The following is a 21,184-nucleotide window of genomic DNA, read 5'->3' as shown; positions in this document are numbered from 1 at the left end:
CGCATGAGTGCCCTGCGCGAGGCGATGAGCCACGCCGTGCTCGGCTGGGTCAAGCCGGAGCTGGACCAGACCCTGCGCCTGGTCCGCGACGAAATCGAAACCTTTGCCGACAACCCGGCCGATGCCGCGCGCATGCAGGTGTGCGTGGGCTACCTGCACCAGGTGCAGGGCACGCTGCACATGGTCGAGCTGTACGCACCGGCCATGGTCGCCGAGGAGCTGGAAAAGCTCGCCCAGGCGCTGCAGGACGGACAGGTGGGCGATGCCAACGAAGCCTGCGCCACGCTGATGCGCGGCACCGTGCTGCTGCCCGATTACCTGGAGCGGCTGCAGAGCGGCCATCGCGATATCCCGATCGTGCTGCTGCCGCTGCTCAACGACATCCGCGCCGCGCGTGGCGAAGCCGGCCTGAGCGAGAGCGTGCTGTTCGCGCCCGACCTGGACCGTCCGCTGCCGCAGGAAGTGCCGGCGATCGAGCCGATGCCCGGTGGCACCCGCGATACCCGCGTGGCCCAGGCGCACGAGCATCTGGACCGGGTGCTGGCCGCATGGCCGGAAGATGGCGCGCCGCTCGATGCCACTGCACTGGCCTCGGCCTTGATGCCGTTGCAGCGCCTGGCCGAACACACCGCCGCCCGGCGCATGCTGTGGGTCGCCGTGAACGTGGCCGAAGCGCTGCGCGATGGCGCGCTGGCGCCGACGCCCGCGCTGCACCAGGGCTTTGTCGGCGTGCTGCGCGCGGTCCGTCAGATCAAGCAGGGCGTGGTGCCTGGAGCCGTGCTCGGCCAGGAGCCGACCCGCCAGTTGCTTTACCAGGTGGCGCAGACGACCGAGGCGCATCCGGCGCTGGATGACCTGCGCAACGCATTCGACCTGCAGGACGCATCTCCCAGCCCGGCCGAAGTCGAACATGCCCGCAGCAGCATCAGCGGCCGCAATCGCGCGTTGCTCGATACGGTGGGTGGCGCGGTCAAGGAAGAGTTGATGCAGGTCAAGGATGCACTGGATCTGCAGTTGCGTACCAACGAGGCCATCGCTGGCCTGGCGCCGCAGGTGGCCCAGCTGGGCAGCATCGGCGACACCCTGGGCATGATGGGCCTGGGCCTGGCGCGCAACGTGGTGCTGCAGCAGCGCGACTCGCTGTCCGAACTGGTCGATGGCCGCCGTGCGCCGGATGAGGGCACGCTGCTGGATATCGCAGGGGCACTGCTATATGTGGATGCCTCGCTCGACGACCAGGTGACCCACCTGGGCGATGCGCACTCGCCCGACATGCAGGCGACCGATGCGCAGCTCACGCTCGAGGCGCTGGCTGGCGAGGCCATCCGCAATTTCGCCGAAGCGCGCCAGCAGTTCGTTGCCTTCATCGAAACAGGCTGGGACCACGCGCAGCTGCACGGCATGCCGCGCCTGCTGGGCGAAGTCGGCGGCGCGCTGCAGATGCTTGAACTGGCCGAACCCGCCGACTACGTGGAAGGCGTGCGCCGCTACATCGTCACCGAGCTGATCGGTCGCCGCCGCGTCCCGGGTGGCGCACAACTGGACACGCTGGCCGATGCCATGGCCAGCCTGGAGTACTACCTGGAAGCGCTGCGCGAGCACCGCCCCAATCGCGGCGAAATCCTTGGCATCACCCGCTCCAGCCTGGAGGCGCTGCGCTATTGGCCGCTGCCTTCGGCGACGGAAGAGGGCGTGTTGCCGGACCAGGATGCGTTCGCGGTGCCGACGGCGGCCGCGCCCCTGGCGTTCGAGTCCGATTCCACGCACGCCGTCGATGGTCCCGTGGCCGACGCGGGCCTGGCCATTGAACGTGGCCCCGTGTTGCCTGCGTTCGTCGCGGCGCCGGAAGCCGCAGGTGCATTCGATCCGGTTGCCAGCGAGTTCGGTGACGTCCAGGGCGACGATGCGGCGTTGATCGAGGCCGCGTTCGCGCAGCCTGCGTGGACGTCCGAGCTGTCGGAAGACGTCGCCATGCCTGTCACGGTCGAGGCGGCGCAGGTCCCGGTTGTCGAGGACGCAGCTGATCGCGTGGCGCCTGGCAATGCCGGCGGCCAGACGCTGGCCGCGGGTTTCGACCTCAGCGGCAACGACATCGACGATGAGATCCGCGACGTGTTCCTGGAGGAATTCGACGAGGAGATCGACAACCTGCGCGAGATGCTGCCCGCGTGGACGTCGAATCTGGAAAACCTGGACCGGCTGCGGCCGATCCGTCGCGTCTTCCACACGCTCAAGGGCAGTGGCCGCCTGGTCGGCGCGCGCCAGTTGGGCGAGTTCGCGTGGAAGATCGAGAACATGCTCAACCGCGTCCTGGACGGCACGCGTCCGGCCACGCCTGCCGTGGTGACGCTGCTGGAACAGGCGACCGGAACGTTGCCCTTGCTCAACGCGGCCCTGCGCGGCCGCGCAGGGGTACAGGCCGACCTGGAAGGTGTCGAAGCCCTGGCCGAGCGCCTGGCTGCCGGTGAGGAAGCCCACTACAGTCCGCCTGGCCCGTCGGCCCAGGTCGCCGACGAACCGGTCGAATCCGACGCGGGTTCGGTCGCGCCGGCCTTCGTGCCCGATCTTGCCGGTACGCCAGCTTCGGTGGACAGCGTGCTGCGCGAGATCCTCGAAACCGAGGTCGGCAACCACCTGCAGACCGTCGATGCCTGGCTGGAACCGGCGCTGGCTGCCGGTACCGCCATGGCGACCGATCCGCTGCTGCGCGCGTTCCACACCATGAATGGCGCGTTTGCCATGGCGGACGTACCGGAGATCACCGAGGTCACCGGCCGCGCCGAGCAGTACGTCAAGCGCCTGATGGCCAATGGCGCGCAGACCGATGCGACGGGTATCGCGACCCTGGCCGCGGCTTCCGCGGCGATCCGCAACGTCATCGCCGCCCTGCAGGCGGAGCAGCCGCGCATCCCGTTGTTCTCCGAGTTGCGCGCGCAGCTGGGGGCGTTGTGTGACGACCTGCCGCACATCGCGCGGCTGGTCTCCACCGTGGTCGACGATCGCAACCAGAACACCTACACCGGCCAGCTGCCGACGGGTGACTTTGCGCCGGATCTCGTGCCCGGCGTCGAGCTCACCGGTGCCATGGACCTGTCGCGTTTCATCGACGGCCAGCCGGCACCCGAGGCGCCTGTCGAAGCGACTGCGGATGTTGGGTTGGACGCAGCTGGCGTACCGGCCCTGCCGGAAGACGGAAGCACGTCCTGGTTCGACCTCCAGCTCGAATACCGGGCAACGCCCAAGTGGTCCGAATCGGCCGCACCTGGCACGGATGCGTCGATCACGCTGGGTGAACCAGTGGCCTCGGACCTGCTGGCGGACAGCTCCGAGCAGGCGTCGGACGCAACGGGCGATGGTCTGCCTGGAACAGATGCGCAGGAAGTCCATGCCACGCACGACGCTGGCATCGAGGTGGAATCCATCGACGCCGACGCGGTGCCACTGGCCGCCGCTGCCGATGTCGACGCCGATACGAATGCGATCGAAGCCCAGGCATCGGAAGCCGATGCGCAACCGGTTGAAACGCTGGTGCCGTTCGATGACGCAGACGCAGACGCAGACGTGGCGATGGTGGTATCCGACGACGCGCCGGTTGGGTCCGATGACGGCGATGCCGACGTCGAAGACGCTGCCGCGCCGGTCGATGCCGCGGTGCCCGCGCCGCAGGCCGATGACGTCCCAACGGTTGCCGACGCGGCGTCCGAAGTGACCTTCCCCGAACCCGTCGCCCCCGAGGCGGAGCCGGTCCAGCCATCCGCACAGGATGGTGGCGTGGACCTGCCTCCCGACCACGTACCGACGGAAGCCCCGGCCATGGCCGAGCACATGCTGGACTTCAGCCAGGTCGATCGCGACCTGGTCGACATCTTCGTGGAGGAAGGCAACGATCTGCTCGACCACTCCGACGGGCTGCTGGCGCGCCTGCGCGAGGCGCCGGATGACCGCAACCTGGTGATCGGCCTGCAGCGCGACCTGCATACCATCAAGGGCGGCGCGCGCATGGCCGGCGTTGATGCCATCGGTGACCTGGGCCATGCCATCGAATCGCTGCTGGAGCAGGTGGCAGAACACCGTGCCGAGGTGGATCGCGGCGTGATCGGCCTGCTGGAGCGCGGCTTCGACGTGCTGCACGGCATGTTGGCGCGCACCGCTGCCTACTACCTGGCAACGCCGCAACCGGAGCTGGTGGCCGAATTCGACGCCCGCGCCCGTGGCGAGACCATCGCAACGACAGGCGGCCAGGCTTCCGATGCATCGGCCGATCACGCGGGCCAGCTGGGCGGCATCGCGCTGGTTCCGCCGTCCGAAGCGGCCTTCGAAACCGATGGCGCGCCGCTGGAGACAGTCGCGCCAGGTGATGGCGATACCGAATCGGCGGAACTGGTGGCTGCCGATCCGCTGGCGGAGGGCGACGAGCTCAGCGTGCTGCCGGTGTCCGGGCATTCGGCGGAGACGGACGAATCGGAGTTCGCGTTCGTCGCGGAGTCGGATTCGCTTTCCGAGGTTTCGGAGCCCTCGTCCGGTGAATTCCTGGACGAGGAACTGCTGGCGGCGCTGGATGCCGCACTCACGGCGCCAGCGCACGACACCACCGAAGCCGATGCGCCTGAGGCGATGGCATTCAGTGACGAGGTGACGCCGGTGGAAGCGGCGCCGGTGTCGTTCGAGGTCCCGGTTTCGACCGGGTCCGCTGCAAGCGACACGCCCACATTGGACGTCGAACCCACGCAGCCGTCGGCCCCAGTGTTCGTGGCACCGGCCACGGTCGCGGCGGTCGTGGTGCCACAGCCGATTGCGCAGCTGGCACCGCTGTCGGCCCCGATCGACATGCAGGTGGCGGGCGATGAGGAACACTCCTCGCTCGGCACCAGCCAGGAGCAGGTCCGCGTCCGTGCCGACCTGCTCGACCAGTTGGTCAACCAGGCCGGCGAAGTGGCGATCTACCGCGCCCGCCTGGAACAACAGATGGGCGCCTTCCGCTCGGCGATGGCCGAGCTGGACCGCACCAACACGCGTCTGCACGACCAGCTGCGCCGCCTGGATCTGGAAACCGAGGCCCAGATCGTCGCCCGCTACCAGCGCGAGCAGGACACCCGCGACACCGCGTTCGACCCGCTCGAGCTGGACCGCTTTTCCACCCTGCAGCAGCTCAGCCGCGCGCTGGGCGAATCGGCCGCCGACATCAGTGGCCTGCAGACGGTGCTGGACGAGCTGGCCCGCCAGAACGATGGCCTGCTGGGCCAGCAGTCGCGGGTCAGTTCCGAACTGCAGGATGGCCTGATGCGCGCGCGCATGGTGCCGTTCGAAGGCAGCGTGCCGCGCCTGCGCCGGGTGCTGCGCCAGGCCGCCAGCGACACCGGCAAGCAGGCACAGCTGCAACTGGAAGGTGCGCACGGCGAGCTGGACCGCAACGTGCTGGAGCGCATGACCGCGCCGCTGGAACACCTGCTGCGCAACGCCGTCGCCCACGGCCTGGAAAGCCCGCGGGCCCGTCGCGAGGCGGGCAAGCCGGAAGAGGGCGTGGTCCGCGTGGTGTTGCGTCGCGAAGGTTCGGAAATGGTGCTGCAGGTGGCCGACGACGGCGCCGGCATCGACCATGCCGCGATCCGCCGCCGCGCCGAGCAGCGCGGCATGCTGCAGCCCGGCGCCGAGCTGGGCCAGGTCGACCTGGAGCGCCTGATCCTGGAGCCGGGTTTCTCCACCTACGAAGAGGTCAGCCAGGTGGCTGGCCGCGGCGTCGGCATGGACGTGGTCCACAACGAAGTGCGCCAGCTTGGCGGGTCGCTGGAAATCACCTCTGCGCGGGGCCAGGGCACGACGTTCACCCTGCGCCTGCCGCAGACCCTGGCGGTGACCCAGGCCGTGTTCGTGCGCAGCGGCGAGACCCAGTTCGCCGTGCCAGTCGCTGCGGTGTCTGGCATCGGCCGGATCAGTCGCGAGCGCTTCGAAGCGGCCGGCGCCGTGTACGTGTATGCCGACGAGGACTACGCGCTGCACGACCTGGGCACGCTGGTCGGCCAGGACGTGACCAAGGCCGAAGGCCAGTCGGTGGTCCCGCTGCTGCTGATCCGCGCCGGCGAACTGCGTGCCGCCGTGGCCGTGGACCAGGTGCTGGGCAACCGCGAGATCGTGGTCAAGCCGGTCGGTCCGCAGATCGGTTCAATCCCTGGCATCTACGGCGCCACGATCACCGGCGATGGCAGCGTGGTCGTCATCCTGGATGCCGCCCCGCTGGTGCGTCGCTACATCGCCCAGCCGGCGCTGGCCAACACCGCCGCCGCAGTGGTCGAACCGCGCCACGTGCCGCTGGTGATGGTGGTGGACGATTCGCTGACCATGCGCAAGGTCACTGGCCGCGTGCTGGAACGCCACAACTTCGAGGTGAGCACCGCGCGTGACGGCGTCGAAGCACTGGAGCGCCTGGAAGAACGCGTCCCCGACCTGATGCTGCTGGATATCGAAATGCCGCGCATGGATGGCTACGAGCTGGCCACCGCGATGAAGGCCGATCCACGTTTTGCCGACGTGCCGATTGTGATGATTACCTCGCGTACCGGCGACAAGCACCGCCAGCGCGCGCTGGAGATCGGGGTGCAGCGCTACATGGGCAAGCCCTACCAGGAGCTTGACCTGATGCGCAATGTTTACGACCTGCTGGGGATTGCCCGTGTCCGCGATTGATTCCGGTGACCCCGGTGCACCGCGCGTTGCGCTGCTGGCACGGCCGGGCATCGCGCGCGAGCAGCTGCGTGGCGCCCTGGTCGGCGCCGGTGCGCAGATCGCGTTGGAGGACGATCCCAATGTGCTGGATGTCCATGCACTCGCCGCCAGTGCGCCGCACGCGGTGCTGGTGGCGCTGGAGCCGGCCATCGAGGAGGCGCTGGCGCGGTTGGATCCAGTCCTCGGCGATCCCGGCCTGGTCGTGATCTACGACGAAGCCGACCTGGCGTCTTCGCGCGAAGGCTGGGATGCACAACGCTGGGCGCGCCACCTGGCCGCCAAGCTGCATGGACATCGCAACGTACTGCCGCCGGGCGCGGAGATTGAACTGCCGCAGTCACCGGAACCCGGTCGCCCGCAGGCACCGGCGCTCGTGGACGATGCCGCGCTTGACCTGCATCTGGACGAGGCCGTGGTCCAGTCGGCCTCGTTGCCGGACCAGCATGTCTTCGGCGCCGCGCCGTCGGTGGCCGGGGAAGACATGGAACCGCAGCCCGAGGGTGCGTTCTCGATCGATGCCGAAAGCTGGACGCCGCCGCCGGCGCCTGCACGTCTTGCGCTGGTGGACGACATCGTGCCGGTCGGGGATTCGGCCGATGACGCATCTGCCGCCGTCGCTGAGACGATTCCTCCATTGGCCGCGGTCCCCGCGGCGTCGGATGCATCGGCGACTTCCTCGTTCCAGCACCTGTCGCTGGTGGAGGATTTCGAGGTGGTGACGCCGGTGCGTGGCGAGCCGATGGCCCCGCCGCCACTGCCGCCGGGTTTCGGCGGCCTGACGCTGGAACTGGAATCGCTGGAGCTTCCCGAAGCCGAGGTGGCCGATCCCGATGCCACAGGCAGCAAGGTGCCTGGCGCGGCCCTGCTGTTCGCCGGGATCGGCGGGCCCGATGCGGTCCGCCGCGTGCTGGCCGGACTGCCGGTATCGTTGGAGTTGCCGGTGCTGGTGCACCTGCGCCTGGACGGTGGTCGCTATGACAACCTGACCAAGCAGATCCAGCGCGTGTCGCCGCTGCCAGTGGTGCTGGCGCGTGTTGGCATGGCGGCGCGCGCGGGCTACGTCTATGTGGTGCCTGACGATGTCGCTGCCGAGGCAGGCAATGGCGGCATGGTGGTTTTTGCAGAAGGCAGCACCGATGTGCTGGCCCTGCTGGCGGCGCTCCCGCCCGGCAGGACTGCCGTGCTGCTCCTGAGCGGCGCCGATGCCGCGCTGGCCGAGCCTGCGTTGATGCTGGCCGCGCGCGGTGCGTTGGTGAGTGGGCAATCCCTGCACGGCTGCTATGACTGGGCCGCGGCCAAGGAACTGGAACGGAAGGGCGGCACCACCGCCTCGCCGGAAGACCTGGCCTTGCGCCTGATCGAACATATTGGAGGCTAGGGCCATGGCACGTTCAAACGACGAAATACGCGGCTTCCTGGTCCAGGTTGGCGACGAGCGCGTCCTGCTTCCCAACGCGACCGTGGCGGAGCTGCTGTCGCGCGTGCCGGTGCAGCCGGTCGCCGATACACCGCACTGGATGCCCGGGAAGATCGAGTGGCAGGGATGGCAGGTGCCCTTGTTCTCGATGGTCGACCTGGGTGGCTTCGGCCACGAGCCGGTCACCGCGAACAGCAAGATCGTGGTGCTCAAGACGCTCTCTGGCAGCGGGACGATGCCGTACATCGGCCTGATGACGCGTTCGTTCCCGCGCTTGATTACGGTGCCGCGCGATGGCCTGCTGGCTGATGCCAGCGAGGAATCGCTGCCCGAAGGCGTGCAGATGCGCGTGCTGCTGGGTGACGAAGCCGCGCTGCTGCCGGATCTGGAAATGATCGAGCGCCTGGTCGCCGAGGCCATCGCCCAGCCGGCCTGAGTCTTGCGTCTGCCGGGGCGTGATCCGTGCTTGCCGGATGGGTTCACGCCTCATTCGCGGCCGCGATGCGAGGGTCATCGGCAGATTCCCCTGGGTGAGACCTGCTGCATGAAGACGCTGCTCCGTTCCGGTGTGTTGCCGGGCCTGTTGATGCTGGCAGGTGTTACCCACGCGCAGTCGAGCATGCCAACGCAGTCCGCCGAGACCGTGGCGCCGCCACCGGCATCGGCCTCCAATACGCTGACCTCCGAGCTGCCTCCGCAGGGCTTCAAGACCGTGACGGTGCAGACCCCGCAGGGACCGGTCACGGTCAACTGGGGCCAGGAAAACACGCTGGCCAACGCGTCGGATTACAAGGTCACCGTGGAGCAGTTGGACAAGAACGGCGATGGCGTCATCACCCGCGACGAGGTGCCGGAAAACCATGCGCTGTCCAGCGAATTCCGCCTGGTCGACAAGAACCACGACGGCAAGATCACCGCCGAAGAGTTGTCGCAGTGGCGGTAGCTGCTATCCGCGTTCGGTTCTGGTTGCGTTGAACGAGGATGTGCTGGAACGCGCATGACCTCTCGTAGGAGTGGCCGGGTCCGGCTGTTTACAGGTCGCCGAGTTGCGCCTGCACTGCGGCGATAGCGGCCAGGCCCGCGGTTTCGGTACGCAGCACGCGCGGTCCCAGGCGCAGGCCCTGGAAGCCATGGGTTTCCAAGGCCTGGCGGTCGCGCGGCGACCAGCCACCTTCCGGACCGATGGCGATCACCACCCGGGCCGACGCGGGCGGGGACAGTGACTTCAGTGCGTGCAGGCCCTGCGGGTCCAGCAACAGGCCCAGTGCGTCAGCCGGCAATGCCGATGCGGCGGCCAGCAATGCCTGAGGTTCGGCGACATCCGGAATGCGCGCACGGCCGGACTGCTCGCAGGCCGCCACCACCACGCCGCGCCAGTGCGATAGCCGCTTGTGCAGGCGCTCGCCGGACAGCTTTACTTCCGAGCGTTCCGAATCCACCGGCAGCACGGCGGCCACGCCCAGCTCGGTGGCTTTCTGCAGGATCAGGTCCATCTTCTCGCCGCGGGCGATGCCCTGCAGCAGGGTGATGTGCAATGGCGACTCGTTGTCGACCACGCGTGCGCCGGAAATCCGTGCCAGCACTTCGCGCTTGCCGATGCTGGCCAGCTGCGCGTCGTAGTCATGACCGTCGCCGTTGAACAGCACGCAAGCGTCGCCCTCGCGCAGGCGCAGCACGCGGGACAGGTGCGTGGCGGCGTCCTCGGGCAGTGCAACCTGTGCGCCGACAGCGAGCGGCGCATCGACATGGACGCGGGTCAGGCGCATGGGGGGTTCCTTTCAGGACGGGAATGGGCGCAGGCAGCGTGTGGCGGTGCAGCGTCGAGGCATCGAGGTCTGCTGCAAAGCGGTGCCGAATCGTGGCCATGCTCTGCTAGCATTCGCGGCTGATGATCTTCCTGCATGCGCCCATGATATCGACCACTGCCACCCACGGCAGCAGGCCTCGCGCATGAGTCGCAAGCTGCCCATCATCCACGGCGTCACCGAGCAGCAGATCGGACCGTTGCGCATGGAACGGCTGGACCTGGAGTTCTCCAACGGCGAACGCCGCCAGTTCGAACGCCAGGTCGGCCGTGGCCACGGCGCGGTGGTGGTGGTGCCGATGATCGACAACGAAACGGTGCTGCTGGTGCGCGAGTACGCCGCCGGCATGCACCGCTACGAGCTGGGCCTGGTCAAGGGCCGCATGGATGCAGGGGAAACGCCGATCGAATCGGCCAACCGCGAACTCAAGGAGGAGGCCGGCTTCGGCGCCCGGCAGCTGGATGTGCTGCGTGCCATGACCCTCGCGCCCACCTACATGAGCCACCAGTCATGGCTGGTGGTGGCGCGCGATCTCTATCCCGAGCGCCTGCCAGGCGACGAACCCGAGGAGCTTGAAGTCGTGCCGTGGAAGCTTGATGCACTGGACCAGTTGATGTTGCGCGAGGACTTCTCGGAGGGACGTTCGCTGGCGGCGCTGTTCATCGCCCGCGAGTGGTTGGCTGGTCAGGCATGAGCCGCATCACCGCGGACCTGCACGAGGCCGTCATTGCCATTGCACGCGATGCCTCGGCGGCCATCATGCAGGTCTATGCCGAGGATTTCGCGGTTGAACACAAGGCCGACAATAGTCCGCTGACGCGCGCCGACCTGGCTGCGCACCGCATCATCGCCGATGGCCTGCATCGGCTCACGCCCGAGCTGCCGCTGCTGAGCGAAGAGGGCGCCAGCATCCCCTGGGCTACCCGCCAGGACTGGCACGCCTACTGGTTGGTCGATCCGCTGGATGGCACCCGCGAGTTCGTCAAGCGCAATGGCGAGTTCACCGTGAACATCGCGTTGATCGAAGGCCACCAGCCGGTGTTCGGCGTGATCATGGCGCCGGTGACCGGCACCATCTGGCACGCCGAGGCCGGTCGCGGTGCCTTGCGCCGCGATGGCGAGAATGATCGCGAGCTGCGCACCCGCAAGCCTGCGTCGATGCCGCTCAAGGTGGCGGCCAGCCGCTCGCACCGCGACCCGCGCACGACCGCGGTGCTGGAGCAGTTGCCCGGTGCCGAAGCGGTGCCGCTGGGCTCGTCGCTGAAGTTCTGCCACATCGCCGAAGGATCGCTGGACGTGTATCCACGCTTCGGTCCAACCAGCGAGTGGGATACCGCCGCCGGCCAGTGCATCCTGGAGGCTGCCGGCGGGGTGCTGCTGGCCCCGGATGGCCGCGCATTCCGCTACAACCGGCGTGACAGCCTGCTCAATGGCGACTTCATGGCGCTGGGCGATCCGGCGCTGCCGTGGCGCGACTGGCTCCTGGCGCATGCGTAGGAGCGGGCGATGCCCGCGCTCCTGCGCGGTCAGGTTGCCTTCGGAACCTTTCCACATCGCAACGAGGTGATGCAGTGACCACGCCCGATACGGAGATAGGCCGCCTGCTGTCCATCATGGCCCAGTTGCGCAATCCCGATGGCGGCTGCCCCTGGGACCTGGAGCAGGACTTTTCGACCATCGCCCCGTACACCATCGAAGAGGCCTACGAGGTTGCCGACGCGATCGATCGCGGCGACCTGGATGACTTGAAGGACGAACTCGGCGACCTGCTGCTGCAGGTGGTGTTCCATGCGCAGATGGCCTCGGAACAGGGCGCATTCGGTTTCGACGATGTGGCCCGTGCGATCAACGACAAGATGGTGCGCCGGCATCCCCACATCTTCGCCCAGGCGCAGGCCGGAAACGCCAGGGAAGTCCTGGAGAACTGGGATGCGATCAAGCGCCAGGAGCGCGCCGACAAGGGCCACACCGACACTTCCGCGCTCGCCGGCATTTCGCGTGGCATGCCCGAGTGGCAACGTGCCGCGAAACTGCAGTCGCGCGCGGCCAGGACCGGTTTCGACTGGCCCGGCCCGGCGCCGGTGATCGCCAAGCTGCACGAGGAGATCGCCGAGGTCGAAGTCGAGCTGGCCCGTTCGGACGAAGATCCGCTGCGCGCTGCGCGCCTGCAGGACGAGATCGGGGACCTGCTGTTCGTGTGCATCAACCTGGCGCGCCAGGCGCAGGTCGATGCAGGCGGCGCGCTGCGCCATGCCAATGCGAAGTTCGAACGCCGCTTCCGTGCGATGGAAGCGATGGCCGATGCTGACGGCAGCACGATGCGCGCGCTGGGCCTGGAGGCGCAGGAAGCGCTGTGGGCACGCGCCAAGCAGGCCGAACGCGACGGCAACGCATGACTACGCTGCTGCTGTTCCTGGCCACCGCACTGGCCGAGATCACCGGCTGCTACCTGCCGTGGCTGTGGCTGCGCCGCGATGGCAGTCCATGGCTGCTGCTGCCGGCTGCGGCCAGCCTGGCGTTGTTCGCGTGGTTGCTGACCCTGCATCCGGCGGCTTCCGGGCGCGTCTATGCCGCGTATGGCGGCGTCTATATCGCCGTGGCGCTGGGCTGGCTGTGGGCCGTGGACGGCGTGCGGCCCACACGCTGGGATCTGCTGGGCGCGGGACTGTGCCTGTGCGGGATGGCGGTGATCATGTTCGCCCCGCGCGCCAGCTGAGGCCTCACTGCAGCGCAGCGTGACCACGCGCGCGCCGTGGCGGGAGACTTCGCCACCGCCGCCCTTGGTTGCCGCCATGCGCCGTTTCGCCAGCTTCCACGAGTTCTATCCGTTCTATCTGCGCGAACACAGCAACCGCACCTCGCGGCGCCTGCATTTCCTGGGCAGCTGCGGCGTGTTGTGCCTGCTGGTCGCGGCACTGTGGACCGGGCGCTGGGGTTTTGCGGTGGCCGCGTTGGTCTGTGGCTACGGATTGGCGTGGGTGGGGCACTTTTTCTTCGAGAAGAACCGGCCGGCGACGTTCAAGCATCCGCTGTATTCGCTGATGGGCGACTGGGTGATGTTCCGCGACATCCTGCTGGGGCGGGTGCGGATCTAGGGTAGGTCCCGGCGTGGCATCAGCCCGCGGGCTTGGCGCCTGGCTCGTAGAACATCAGGAACGAGGCGCCCACGATCAACGCGAATGCCGCGTAATGGTTCCATTTCAGTGGCTGCCCCAGGAACCACGCCGAGAACCCGGCGAAGATCACCAGCGTGATCACTTCCTGGATGGTCTTGAGCTGGACCACCGAATACACCGCGCTGCCCATGCGGTTGGCGGGTACCTGCAGGCTGTACTCGAAGAACGCGATGCCCCAGCTGGCCAGGATGGTGATCAGCAGCGGGGCGGTCTTGTGCTTGAGATGTCCGTACCAGGCAAAGGTCATGAAGATGTTGGAACCCACCAGCATCAGGATGGGCAGGACACGGTCAAGCATGGCGCGCACTCGCGGAAGGAAAGGCGCGAGTCTAGGGCTGTGAGCCTCCCGCTTCTTCATGAACACGGGCGCCTTCACGCATCGTGCACCGTTCGATGGATAGCTTCACAAACCTGAAGTTTTAGCGTTTTCGGAGATCGCAAACATGCGGCATGCACAGGAAACCGCGGGGCTGGTGCTGGTTGTCGAGGACAACCGCAACATCTCCGAAATGATCGGCGAATACCTGGAGGGCAAGGGTTTCGAGGTCGATTACGCGTCCGATGGCCTGGATGGTTATCGTCTCGCCACCGAGAACAGCTACGACGTGCTGGTGCTGGACCTGATGCTGCCACGCATGGATGGGCTGGAAGTCTGTCGCCGCCTGCGCAGCGAAGCGCGCAAGTCCACGCCGGTGCTGATGCTGACCGCCCGCGACACGCTGGACGACAAGCTCAGCGGCCTGGGCACCGGTGCCGATGACTACCTCACCAAGCCCTTCGCCATCCAGGAGCTTGAAGCGCGCCTGCGCGCGCTGATCCGTCGCGAACGCCGCCAGGTGGGTTCGGAAGTGCTGAAGGTCGCCGACCTGGTGCTGGACCCGGTGAGCATGCGCGTCACCCGCGGCGGCACCGAGCTGATGCTTTCGCCGATCGGCCTGCGCCTGTTGACCATCCTGATGCGCGAGTCGCCGCGGGTGGTCACCCGCCAGGAGATCGAGCGCGAAATCTGGGGCAATGGCCTGCCGGATTCAGACACCCTGCGCAGCCACCTGTATAACCTGCGCAAGGTGATCGACAAGCCATTCGAAAAGCCCCTGCTGCACACCGTGCAAAGCGCCGGCTATCGCGTTGCCGATATCGCCTGAGCCGCGCGCGCCGCGAGGCGCACGCGACACGGGCTTGCCAACTTCCTGACGCAGACGTGCCGCAAGGACTTCCAAGGAGCATCCGCATCGCCGTCATCCTGAGGGTGGCCTTGGCCAGCCTTGCGGTGATCGCGACGGTGCTCGTTGTCTCGACCGTGATCAAGCACGGCCTGGTGCAGGCGATGCTCGAGGAAGAAGCAGTCCACTACTGGGACCTGTACGCCACCTCGGCGGCGCAGCCTCCCCCCAATACCCATAACCTGCGCGGTTACCTGGTGCTGCGCGGGCAGTCCGAACTGAGCCTGCCCGAAGAATTGCGTGGCCTGGCGCCAGGCACGCACACCGTGGGCCACGAACTGGTGCTGGTCGAAGACCGCGCACCGGGCCGGCTGTCGCTGGTCTGGCAGGGGCGGCAGGCCGAGCGGTTGTTCTTCTGGTCCGGTGCGCTGCCGTTGCTGCTGTGCCTGGCGGCGCTGTATGGCGCTTCGTACATCACCTATCGGGTCTTCCATCGCCTGGTGTCGCCGGTCTCGTGGCTGGCGCGCCAGGTGGCGCAGTGGGACCCACGCGAGCCGGACACGTCAGGGCTGGCGCCAGACCGCTTGCCCAAGGAGGTCCAGGGCGAAGCCCGGCAACTGGCCGAGGCGCTGCACGGCCTGTCCCAGCGCGTGGCCATGCAGGTCGCGCGCGAGCGCGACTTCACCCGCGATGCCAGCCACGAACTGCGCACGCCGCTGACCGTGATCCGGGTGGCCAGCGACATGGCCCTGGCCAGCGACCTGCCGCCGCGCGCGGTGCGCTCGCTGCAACGCATCCAACGCTCCAGTCGCGAGATGGAGGCGGTGATCGATGCATTCCTGATCCTGGCGCGCGAGGCCGACATCGAGCCGCAGAGCGAGGATTTCGACCTGGCCGAGATCGTCCTGGACGAAGCTGAAAGCGCGCGCGACCTGCTGATCGGCAAACCGGTGGACCTCAACGTGGTGTGCAACGCCAAGCCACGCCTGCACGCGCCGCCGCGGGTGATGCACGTCGTGGTCAGCAACCTGCTGCGCAACGCCTGCAGCTATACCGACGAAGGCCGCATCGACATCACGGTGGATAGTGACCAGCTGGTGGTGCACGACAGCGGCATCGGCATGAGCGCCGACGCGATGCATCGCGCATTCGAGCCGTTCTATCGCGCCGATGAATCACGCCAGCACAGCACCGGCCTGGGCCTGTCCATCGTCCATCGCCTGTGCCAGCGCTTCGGCTGGAAGGTCGAGCTGGACAGCGTGCTGGGGCAGGGCACCACCGCGACGGTGCGGTTCGCTCCCTGACCCGAGGCGCTGTCGCGCGGCAACGCCTGCCGGATTGAATCGCTATGCTGCGCGCCTCTTCAACGCGCCTGCGGTCGATGCTCGTGTCCAAGCCTGCTTCTGCCTTTGTCCTTGCCATCCACGGCGGCGCCGGCGTGATCGAGCGTGACCAGCTGTCGGCTGGTGATGCCGCAGCTATTCATGCCGATCTGCAGGCCGCACTGGATGCCGGTGGGCAGGTGCTGGCGGCCGGTGGCAGCGCGCTGGATGCAGTGCAGGCTGCGGTGGTGGTGCTGGAGGAATCGCCACGCTTCAACGCCGGCAAGGGCGCGGTCTACACCGCCGAAGGCACGCACGAACTGGATGCCTCGCTGATGGAGGGCCACACCCGGCGCGCCGGTGCCGTGGCCGGTGTGCGCACCGTACGCAATCCGGTGCAGCTGGCGCGTGCGGTGATGGAGCATTCGCCGCATGTGCTGCTGATCGGCGAGGGCGCCGAGCGCTTCGCCGACACGCGCGATGACATCATGCGCGTGGACAACGACTGGTTCGATACCGATACCCGCCATGCGCAGCTGCTGCAGGAACAGCTGCGCGAACGCGAGCAGGCCGAGTCGCTCAAAGGGGCCTACTTCGGCACGGTCGGTGCGGTCGCGCTGGATACGCACGGGCACCTGGCTGCTGCCACGTCCACTGGTGGCATGACCAACAAGCGTTACGGCCGCGTGGGCGATTCGCCGCTGATCGGTGCGGGCAACTGGGCCGATGACCGGGTCGCGGTGTCGGGGACCGGCTGGGGCGAGTTCTTCATCCGCTGCGCCGTGGCGCACGACATCGCCGCGCGCATGGCCTACGGCGGCGCTTCGCTGCAGGAGGCCGCCAACACGGTCGTGATGGCGGCGGTGCCGGCGCTGGGCGGCGACGGCGGTGCGATCGCCGTCGACGCACAGGGCAACATCGCACTGCCGTTCAACACCTCGGGCATGTACCGCGGATGGATCGCCGCCGACGGCAGTCGCGGGACGGCGATCTTCCGCGACTGACCGCGAGTGCATCCGTAGCCCGGGTAAGCGCAGCGCACCCGGGGCAGGCCCCGCCGGGAAAACTCCCCGGGTGCGGCCTGCTGGCCTTACCCGGGCTACGCGCTGTTGTCTCGATGGTCCGTCCGAAGGGCAAGCGCAGCAAGCTACGCTCTACAGGGAGCGGAGTGTGTGTCAGCTGGACGCTTGGCTTCCTGTAGAGCGGAGCTTGCTCCGCTGGGGCCGTCCCGATGATCCGTCCGAAGGGCAGCGCAGCAAGCTACGCGCTACATACATTTGGTCAGTGCGGCTTCGAGACCACGTAGGGCTTCAGCAGTCGCGTCCACAGTGCGTAGCCTTCGGGCTTCATGTGCAGCATGTCGGCTTGGAACAGCTCCGGCCGCAGCTGGCCATCGGGAGTCAGCATCGGTGTGAGCACGTCCACGTAATGCACGTCCTGCAGCTGCGCCGCGCGCTGGGCAATCTGTGCGTTGACTTGGCGGATCTTGGGCAGCAGCTCCACGCGCGACGGGCTGGGCTTGATCGAGATGTACACGAACGGCACGCCGGGCAGGTCATGACGCACGCGGGCGATGAAGGCGAAGGTGTCATCCACCACCTGTTGCACGCTGCGTCCGCTGTTGAGGTCGTTGTCGCCTGCGTAGAAGACCACCTCTCGTGGCTTGTACGGCACCACGATCCGGTCGGCGTAATAGGTGCTGTCGCGGACTTCCGAACCGCCGAACCCGCGGTTGATGACGGGGGTTCCCGCAAAGTCCTGGGCCAGCGAAGTCCATTTGCGGATCGACGAGCTGCCGATGAAGAGCACGGCATCGCGTGGAGGCGGGTTGGCCGCATCCTGGGTGGCGAAATCATCCATGTCCCTGGCCCACGCGGCATTGGACACCGCGCCGCTGGCGACTTCCGGCGCAACGGTTACGGGCTGGGTGACCTGCGCGGCCGGTGGCACTGATGCCACCGGTGCCTGTGCGCAGCCCGCGAGCGCGGCCACGAGCAGTGATGCCAAACCACAACGAAATTCCAACGCCATTACATGCCTCCCGGCTTCGATTGAGACTGCCAGTGAATCAGCCCACGCTGCAGCGGGCAAATCGGCCCTTGTACCGGGTGTGGCAAAATCACACGCCTTCATCCCACCGAATCACCCCATGTCCCCTGATTTCCGCACTGACCGGATCTGCCCGCCGGCGACTTCGTACCGGGCCAGGGGCTGACCGTGGCCGATACCTACGGACATGCGCCGCGCGGCCCGGCGCGCCTGCTGAAAGCCGCCAAGTGGTCCTGGCAGGGCTTGTGCGCGGCCTGGATGCATGAATCCTCGTTCCGCCTGGAAGCGGTGCTCTGCGTGATCCTGGCGCCGGTCGGCCTGTGGCTGGGCGCCGATGGCGTGCAGCGCGCATTGCTGGTCGGCTCGTTGCTGCTGGTGCTGGGCATGGAACTGCTCAATTCGGCGGTGGAAGCGGTGATCGAGCGCTACGGCGCCGAATTCCATGAGCTGGCCGGACGGGCCAAGGACATGGGCTCGGCCGCGGTGCTGATGATGCTGCTCAACGTGCTGGCGTGCTGGGGCTTGATCCTGGGCCCGCGGCTGTACCTCTTTCTGTTTTCCCCTTCGCTCTAGGACACATCCCCCCGCATGAATCTTGAATTCCTCGCCGATCCCAATGCCTGGCTGACGTTGTTGACGCTCAGCACACTGGAGATCGTGCTGGGCATCGACAACCTGGTGTTCATTTCCATCGCCGTCAGCCGCCTGCCCGAGGCGCAGCGTCCCGGCGCGCGCAAGCTGGGCATCGCGGTCGCCTGCATCACCCGCATCGCGCTACTGGTGTCGCTGGCCTACCTGTCGCGCATGAGCAACGACCTGTTCACCGTGGCCGGCATGGGCATCTCCATCCGCGACCTGATCCTGATCGTGGGCGGCGTGTTCCTGGTGGTGAAGGGCATCATGGAGATCAGGGAACTGGTCAGTGGCGGTGAGGACGAAGACCCCACCACCACCAAGGTGTCCTCGGTGTTCGGCCTGGTGATCCTGCAGATCGCGATCATCGACATCGTGTTCTCGCTGGATTCGGTGATCACCGCGGTGGGTTTCGCCAAGGACATCCCGATCATGGTCGCGGCGATCATGCTGGCCGTGGCGGTGATGCTGCTGGCGGCCAACCCGCTGGGCCGCTTCATCGATGCCAACCCGACGGTCAAGATGCTGGCGCTGGCCTTCATCGTGCTGGTCGGCGTGGTGCTGGTGCTCGATGGCGTGGAGATCCACGTGCCCAAGGCCTACGTGTACTTCGCAATGGGCTTCTCGGCGTTGGTGGAAATCCTGAACCTGCTGATGCGTCGCCGGGCGGCGCGACACCACGTCCAGGGTGCCGGCGAGTTCTGAAACGACACAACGGCTTCTTCATGCGCGCCTGTTCATAGTGCGCGCGATGTGGCCGCCCTGCGGCGGCCGCGCCCCTTACCAGCCCAGGAGATGGCACGCCATGCGCAACCTCATCCGTTCCTCGTTGTTGCTCGCGGTCTTCGCGCTGCTGGCCGGTTGTGGCTACAACACCATCCAGCAGAAGGACCAGGCGGTGAAGGCCGGCTGGTCCGAAGTGCTCAACCAGTACCAGCGCCGCGCCGACCTGATTCCCAACCTGGTGCGCACCGTGCAGGGCTTCGCCCAGCAGGAGCGCCAGGTGCTGACCGAGGTCACCGAGGCGCGCTCCAGGGTCGGCCAGATCCAGGTCAATGCCGATGATGCGGCGTCGCTGGAGCAGTTTTCCGAGGCGCAGAAGGCGCTGGGCAGCTCGATTGGCCGCCTGCTGGCGGTCAGCGAGAACTACCCGACGCTGAAGTCCGACCAGAACTTCCGCGACCTGCAGGCGCAGCTGGAAGGCACCGAGAACCGCATCACCGTGGCCCGCGGCCGCTACATCCAGTCGGTGCAGGACTACAACACCTACATCCGCCAGTTCCCGCAGGCGTTGACCGCCAAGGTCACCGGTGCCAAGGAGAAGCCCAATTTCTCGGTCGCCAACGAAGCGCAGATCTCGCAGGCGCCGACCGTGGACTTCAGCCAGCCGCCGGCCGCCGCACCCCAGTCCACGCCGGCCCAGCCGCAGACCCCGCCTTCCTCTACGCCGGCCCAGTAAGCGGCAAGCTGGTCGCGCCGAGATGAAAGCCCTGCTGCGCCTTGGAGCGCTGCTGCTGTGCCTGCTGGCGCTGCCGGCACTGGCACAGCAGGACGCGGCGATCCCGGCGCTGGATTCGCCGGTGATCGACACCACCGGCACGCTCGATGCTGGCCTAGCCAGCCAGCTGCGCCAGCAGGCGCTGGATCTGCAGCAGCGCAAAGGCGCCCAGCTGCAGATCCTGATGGTGCCCAGCACCCAGCCCGAGGCCATCGAGCAGTACACCCAGCGCGTGTTCGACCAGTGGAAGCTGGGTCGCAAGGGCGTGGACGACGCGGTGCTGATCGTGGTGGCCAAGGACGACCGCCGGGTCCGCATCCAGCCGGGTTACGGGCTGGAAGGTGCGATCCCCGATGCGGTCGCCAATCGGGTCATCCAGGAATACATGGCGCCGCACTTCCGCCAGAACGATTACGGCGGCGGCCTGGTCGATGCCACGGCAGTGCTGGTCAAGCTGGTTGACGGCGAGGCGCTGCCTGCGCCGCAGAGCACGCACCAGACCGAGCGCCGCCAGGGCGGCGATGGCTGGATCTTCGGCTTGGTGTTCGGGCTGGTCGCGGCCAGTTTCGTCCGCACCGTGTTGCGCTGGCTGCCCAAGCCGGTCCGTGCGGTGGCAGGCGGCCTGGTCGGCGGCGGCGTGGCTTGGCTGCTGTCCTCGCTGCTGCTGGTTGGCGGCCTGGCCGGTATCGTCGGCTTGTTGATGGGCCTGTTCGGCGGCGCCGGTGGGCGCTTTGCCGGACCCGGCGGATTTGGCGGTTTCGGCGGCGGCTGGGGCGGCGGCGGGTTTGGTGGGGGCGGTGGTGGCTTCGGCGGCGGAGCTGGCGGCTGGGGTGGTGGTGGCGGGTCTTCGGGAGGCGGTGGCGCCTCGGGGAGCTGGTGATGCGCTGGCTCCGTCACCTGTTCGCACCGTCCGCGCACCGGCTGTTCCCGCAGGCGTGCCTGCAGCGCATTGCCGCGGTCATTGCCGAAGGCGAGCGGCTGCATCGCGGGGAAGTCATGTTCGCGGTCGAATCCGGGCTCGACCTGGGCGCGATCCGCACCGGCATCGACGCGCGTACCGCCGCGCGGGCGGCCTTCGCCCGGCTGCGGACCTGGGATACCGAAGCCAACAACGGCGTGCTGATCTACCTGCTGCTGGCCGACCACCAGATCGAGATCGTCGCCGACCGCGGCCTGGAGCCGCACGTCACCGCGGAGGCGTGGCAGGCGGTGTGCATGCAGGTTGAGGCGGGCATGCGCGAGGGCCAGCCCGAGGCGGCGGTGATCGCCGGGGTCCGGGCAGCGTCGGCGCTGCTGGCGCGCGCATTTCCCGCCGTTCCAGGTGAGGCTGGTCAGAACGAACTGCCGGACCTGCCGCAGATCCTGGGCTGAGTATTCCTGTAGAGCGGAGCTTGCTCCGCT

At 67.7% G+C, this 21,184-nt stretch carries 20 protein-coding genes; 17 read left to right on the top strand and 3 right to left on the bottom strand.

Going from position 1 to position 21,184, the window contains the following annotated elements; genetic code table 11:
- Positions 1-3 precede the first annotated feature (3 nt).
- The 4 genes from O8I58_RS06450 (at position 4) to O8I58_RS06435 (ending at position 9,080) form a co-directional block, all read left to right on the top strand.
- On the top strand, positions 4-6,681 hold the full coding sequence (locus O8I58_RS06450) for an Hpt domain-containing protein (RefSeq protein WP_298321576.1): 6,678 nt from the start codon (positions 4-6) through the stop codon (positions 6,679-6,681).
- On the top strand, positions 6,668-8,098 hold the full coding sequence (locus O8I58_RS06445; protein ID WP_298321575.1) for a chemotaxis protein CheB: 1,431 nt from the start codon (positions 6,668-6,670) through the stop codon (positions 8,096-8,098). Before O8I58_RS06450 ends, O8I58_RS06445 begins: the two co-directional genes overlap by 14 nt.
- Positions 8,099-8,102: 4 nt before the next feature.
- Entirely contained in the window at positions 8,103-8,573 is a 471-nt protein-coding gene (locus tag O8I58_RS06440; RefSeq protein WP_298321574.1) for a chemotaxis protein CheW, read from the top strand.
- A gap of 108 nt (positions 8,574-8,681) precedes the next feature.
- On the top strand, positions 8,682-9,080 hold the full coding sequence (locus O8I58_RS06435; RefSeq protein WP_298321573.1) for an EF-hand domain-containing protein: 399 nt from the start codon (positions 8,682-8,684) through the stop codon (positions 9,078-9,080).
- A gap of 88 nt (positions 9,081-9,168) precedes the next feature.
- On the opposite strand, the gene O8I58_RS06430 is transcribed toward O8I58_RS06435, so the two are convergent.
- Positions 9,169-9,903, bottom strand: a complete 735-nt coding sequence (locus O8I58_RS06430) for a 16S rRNA (uracil(1498)-N(3))-methyltransferase (protein ID WP_298321572.1) — start codon at positions 9,901-9,903, stop codon at positions 9,169-9,171.
- A 184-nt stretch (positions 9,904-10,087) separates the two neighbouring features.
- Between O8I58_RS06430 and nudE the strand changes: the two genes are divergently transcribed.
- From nudE to O8I58_RS06405, 5 genes are all read left to right on the top strand, one after another.
- A complete protein-coding gene (gene nudE, locus O8I58_RS06425; protein ID WP_298321571.1) occupies positions 10,088-10,636 on the top strand; it encodes an ADP compounds hydrolase NudE in 549 nt (182 codons plus the stop codon).
- Positions 10,633-11,439, top strand: a complete 807-nt coding sequence (gene cysQ, locus O8I58_RS06420) for a 3'(2'),5'-bisphosphate nucleotidase CysQ (RefSeq protein WP_298321570.1) — start codon at positions 10,633-10,635, stop codon at positions 11,437-11,439. Before nudE ends, cysQ begins: the two co-directional genes overlap by 4 nt.
- 116 nt (positions 11,440-11,555) lie before the next feature.
- The gene (mazG, locus tag O8I58_RS06415) at positions 11,556-12,338 is read left to right on the top strand and encodes a nucleoside triphosphate pyrophosphohydrolase (RefSeq protein WP_298322800.1); all 783 of its coding nucleotides are present in this window, start codon (positions 11,556-11,558) and stop codon (positions 12,336-12,338) included.
- A complete protein-coding gene (locus O8I58_RS06410) occupies positions 12,335-12,658 on the top strand; it encodes a YnfA family protein (RefSeq protein ID WP_298321569.1) in 324 nt (107 codons plus the stop codon). Before mazG ends, O8I58_RS06410 begins: the two co-directional genes overlap by 4 nt.
- A gap of 76 nt (positions 12,659-12,734) precedes the next feature.
- Positions 12,735-13,037 (top strand): Mpo1-like protein, encoded by a 303-nt coding sequence (locus tag O8I58_RS06405; RefSeq protein WP_298321568.1) that lies wholly within the window; start codon positions 12,735-12,737, stop codon positions 13,035-13,037.
- A 19-nt stretch (positions 13,038-13,056) separates the two neighbouring features.
- Here the strand turns inward: O8I58_RS06405 and O8I58_RS06400 are convergent, their stop codons facing one another.
- Positions 13,057-13,416: a DMT family protein gene (locus tag O8I58_RS06400; RefSeq protein WP_093139676.1), complete on the bottom strand. Its 360-nt coding sequence runs from the start codon at positions 13,414-13,416 to the stop codon at positions 13,057-13,059.
- Between the two features lie 145 nt (positions 13,417-13,561).
- Here O8I58_RS06400 and O8I58_RS06395 point away from each other — a divergent pair, with 145 nt between their 5' ends.
- From O8I58_RS06395 to O8I58_RS06385, 3 genes are all read left to right on the top strand, one after another.
- On the top strand, positions 13,562-14,263 hold the full coding sequence (locus O8I58_RS06395; RefSeq protein WP_298321567.1) for a response regulator transcription factor: 702 nt from the start codon (positions 13,562-13,564) through the stop codon (positions 14,261-14,263).
- Between the two features lie 56 nt (positions 14,264-14,319).
- Positions 14,320-15,585 (top strand): sensor histidine kinase, encoded by a 1,266-nt coding sequence (locus O8I58_RS06390; protein WP_298321566.1) that lies wholly within the window; start codon positions 14,320-14,322, stop codon positions 15,583-15,585.
- A gap of 77 nt (positions 15,586-15,662) precedes the next feature.
- Positions 15,663-16,607 carry an isoaspartyl peptidase/L-asparaginase family protein gene (locus O8I58_RS06385; protein ID WP_298321565.1) on the top strand — a complete coding sequence of 315 codons (945 nt, stop codon included), beginning with the start codon at positions 15,663-15,665 and terminating at the stop codon, positions 16,605-16,607.
- A gap of 277 nt (positions 16,608-16,884) precedes the next feature.
- Here the strand turns inward: O8I58_RS06385 and O8I58_RS06380 are convergent, their stop codons facing one another.
- Positions 16,885-17,610 (bottom strand): SGNH/GDSL hydrolase family protein, encoded by a 726-nt coding sequence (locus tag O8I58_RS06380; RefSeq protein WP_298321564.1) that lies wholly within the window; start codon positions 17,608-17,610, stop codon positions 16,885-16,887.
- A 210-nt stretch (positions 17,611-17,820) separates the two neighbouring features.
- Here O8I58_RS06380 and O8I58_RS06375 point away from each other — a divergent pair, with 210 nt between their 5' ends.
- The 5 genes from O8I58_RS06375 (at position 17,821) to O8I58_RS06355 (ending at position 21,154) form a co-directional block, all read left to right on the top strand.
- A complete protein-coding gene (locus O8I58_RS06375; RefSeq protein ID WP_298321563.1) occupies positions 17,821-18,225 on the top strand; it encodes a diacylglycerol kinase in 405 nt (134 codons plus the stop codon).
- A gap of 15 nt (positions 18,226-18,240) precedes the next feature.
- A complete protein-coding gene (locus tag O8I58_RS06370) occupies positions 18,241-18,990 on the top strand; it encodes a TerC family protein (protein WP_298321562.1) in 750 nt (249 codons plus the stop codon).
- Positions 18,991-19,090: 100 nt separating this feature from the next.
- Positions 19,091-19,744, top strand: coding sequence for a LemA family protein (locus tag O8I58_RS06365; RefSeq protein ID WP_298321561.1), 654 nt, complete (start codon positions 19,091-19,093; stop codon positions 19,742-19,744).
- A gap of 22 nt (positions 19,745-19,766) precedes the next feature.
- Entirely contained in the window at positions 19,767-20,663 is an 897-nt protein-coding gene (locus tag O8I58_RS06360; RefSeq protein WP_298321560.1) for a TPM domain-containing protein, read from the top strand.
- Positions 20,663-21,154, top strand: coding sequence for a TPM domain-containing protein (locus tag O8I58_RS06355; RefSeq protein ID WP_298321559.1), 492 nt, complete (start codon positions 20,663-20,665; stop codon positions 21,152-21,154). Before O8I58_RS06360 ends, O8I58_RS06355 begins: the two co-directional genes overlap by 1 nt.
- Positions 21,155-21,184: the final 30 nt, after the last annotated feature.

It is taken from the genome of Pseudoxanthomonas sp., assembly GCF_027498035.1.
Lineage (GTDB): Bacteria > Pseudomonadota > Gammaproteobacteria > Xanthomonadales > Xanthomonadaceae > Pseudoxanthomonas_A.
Note: the sequence above shows the minus strand (reverse complement) of the source record. Positions and strands in the feature narration are given on the sequence as shown.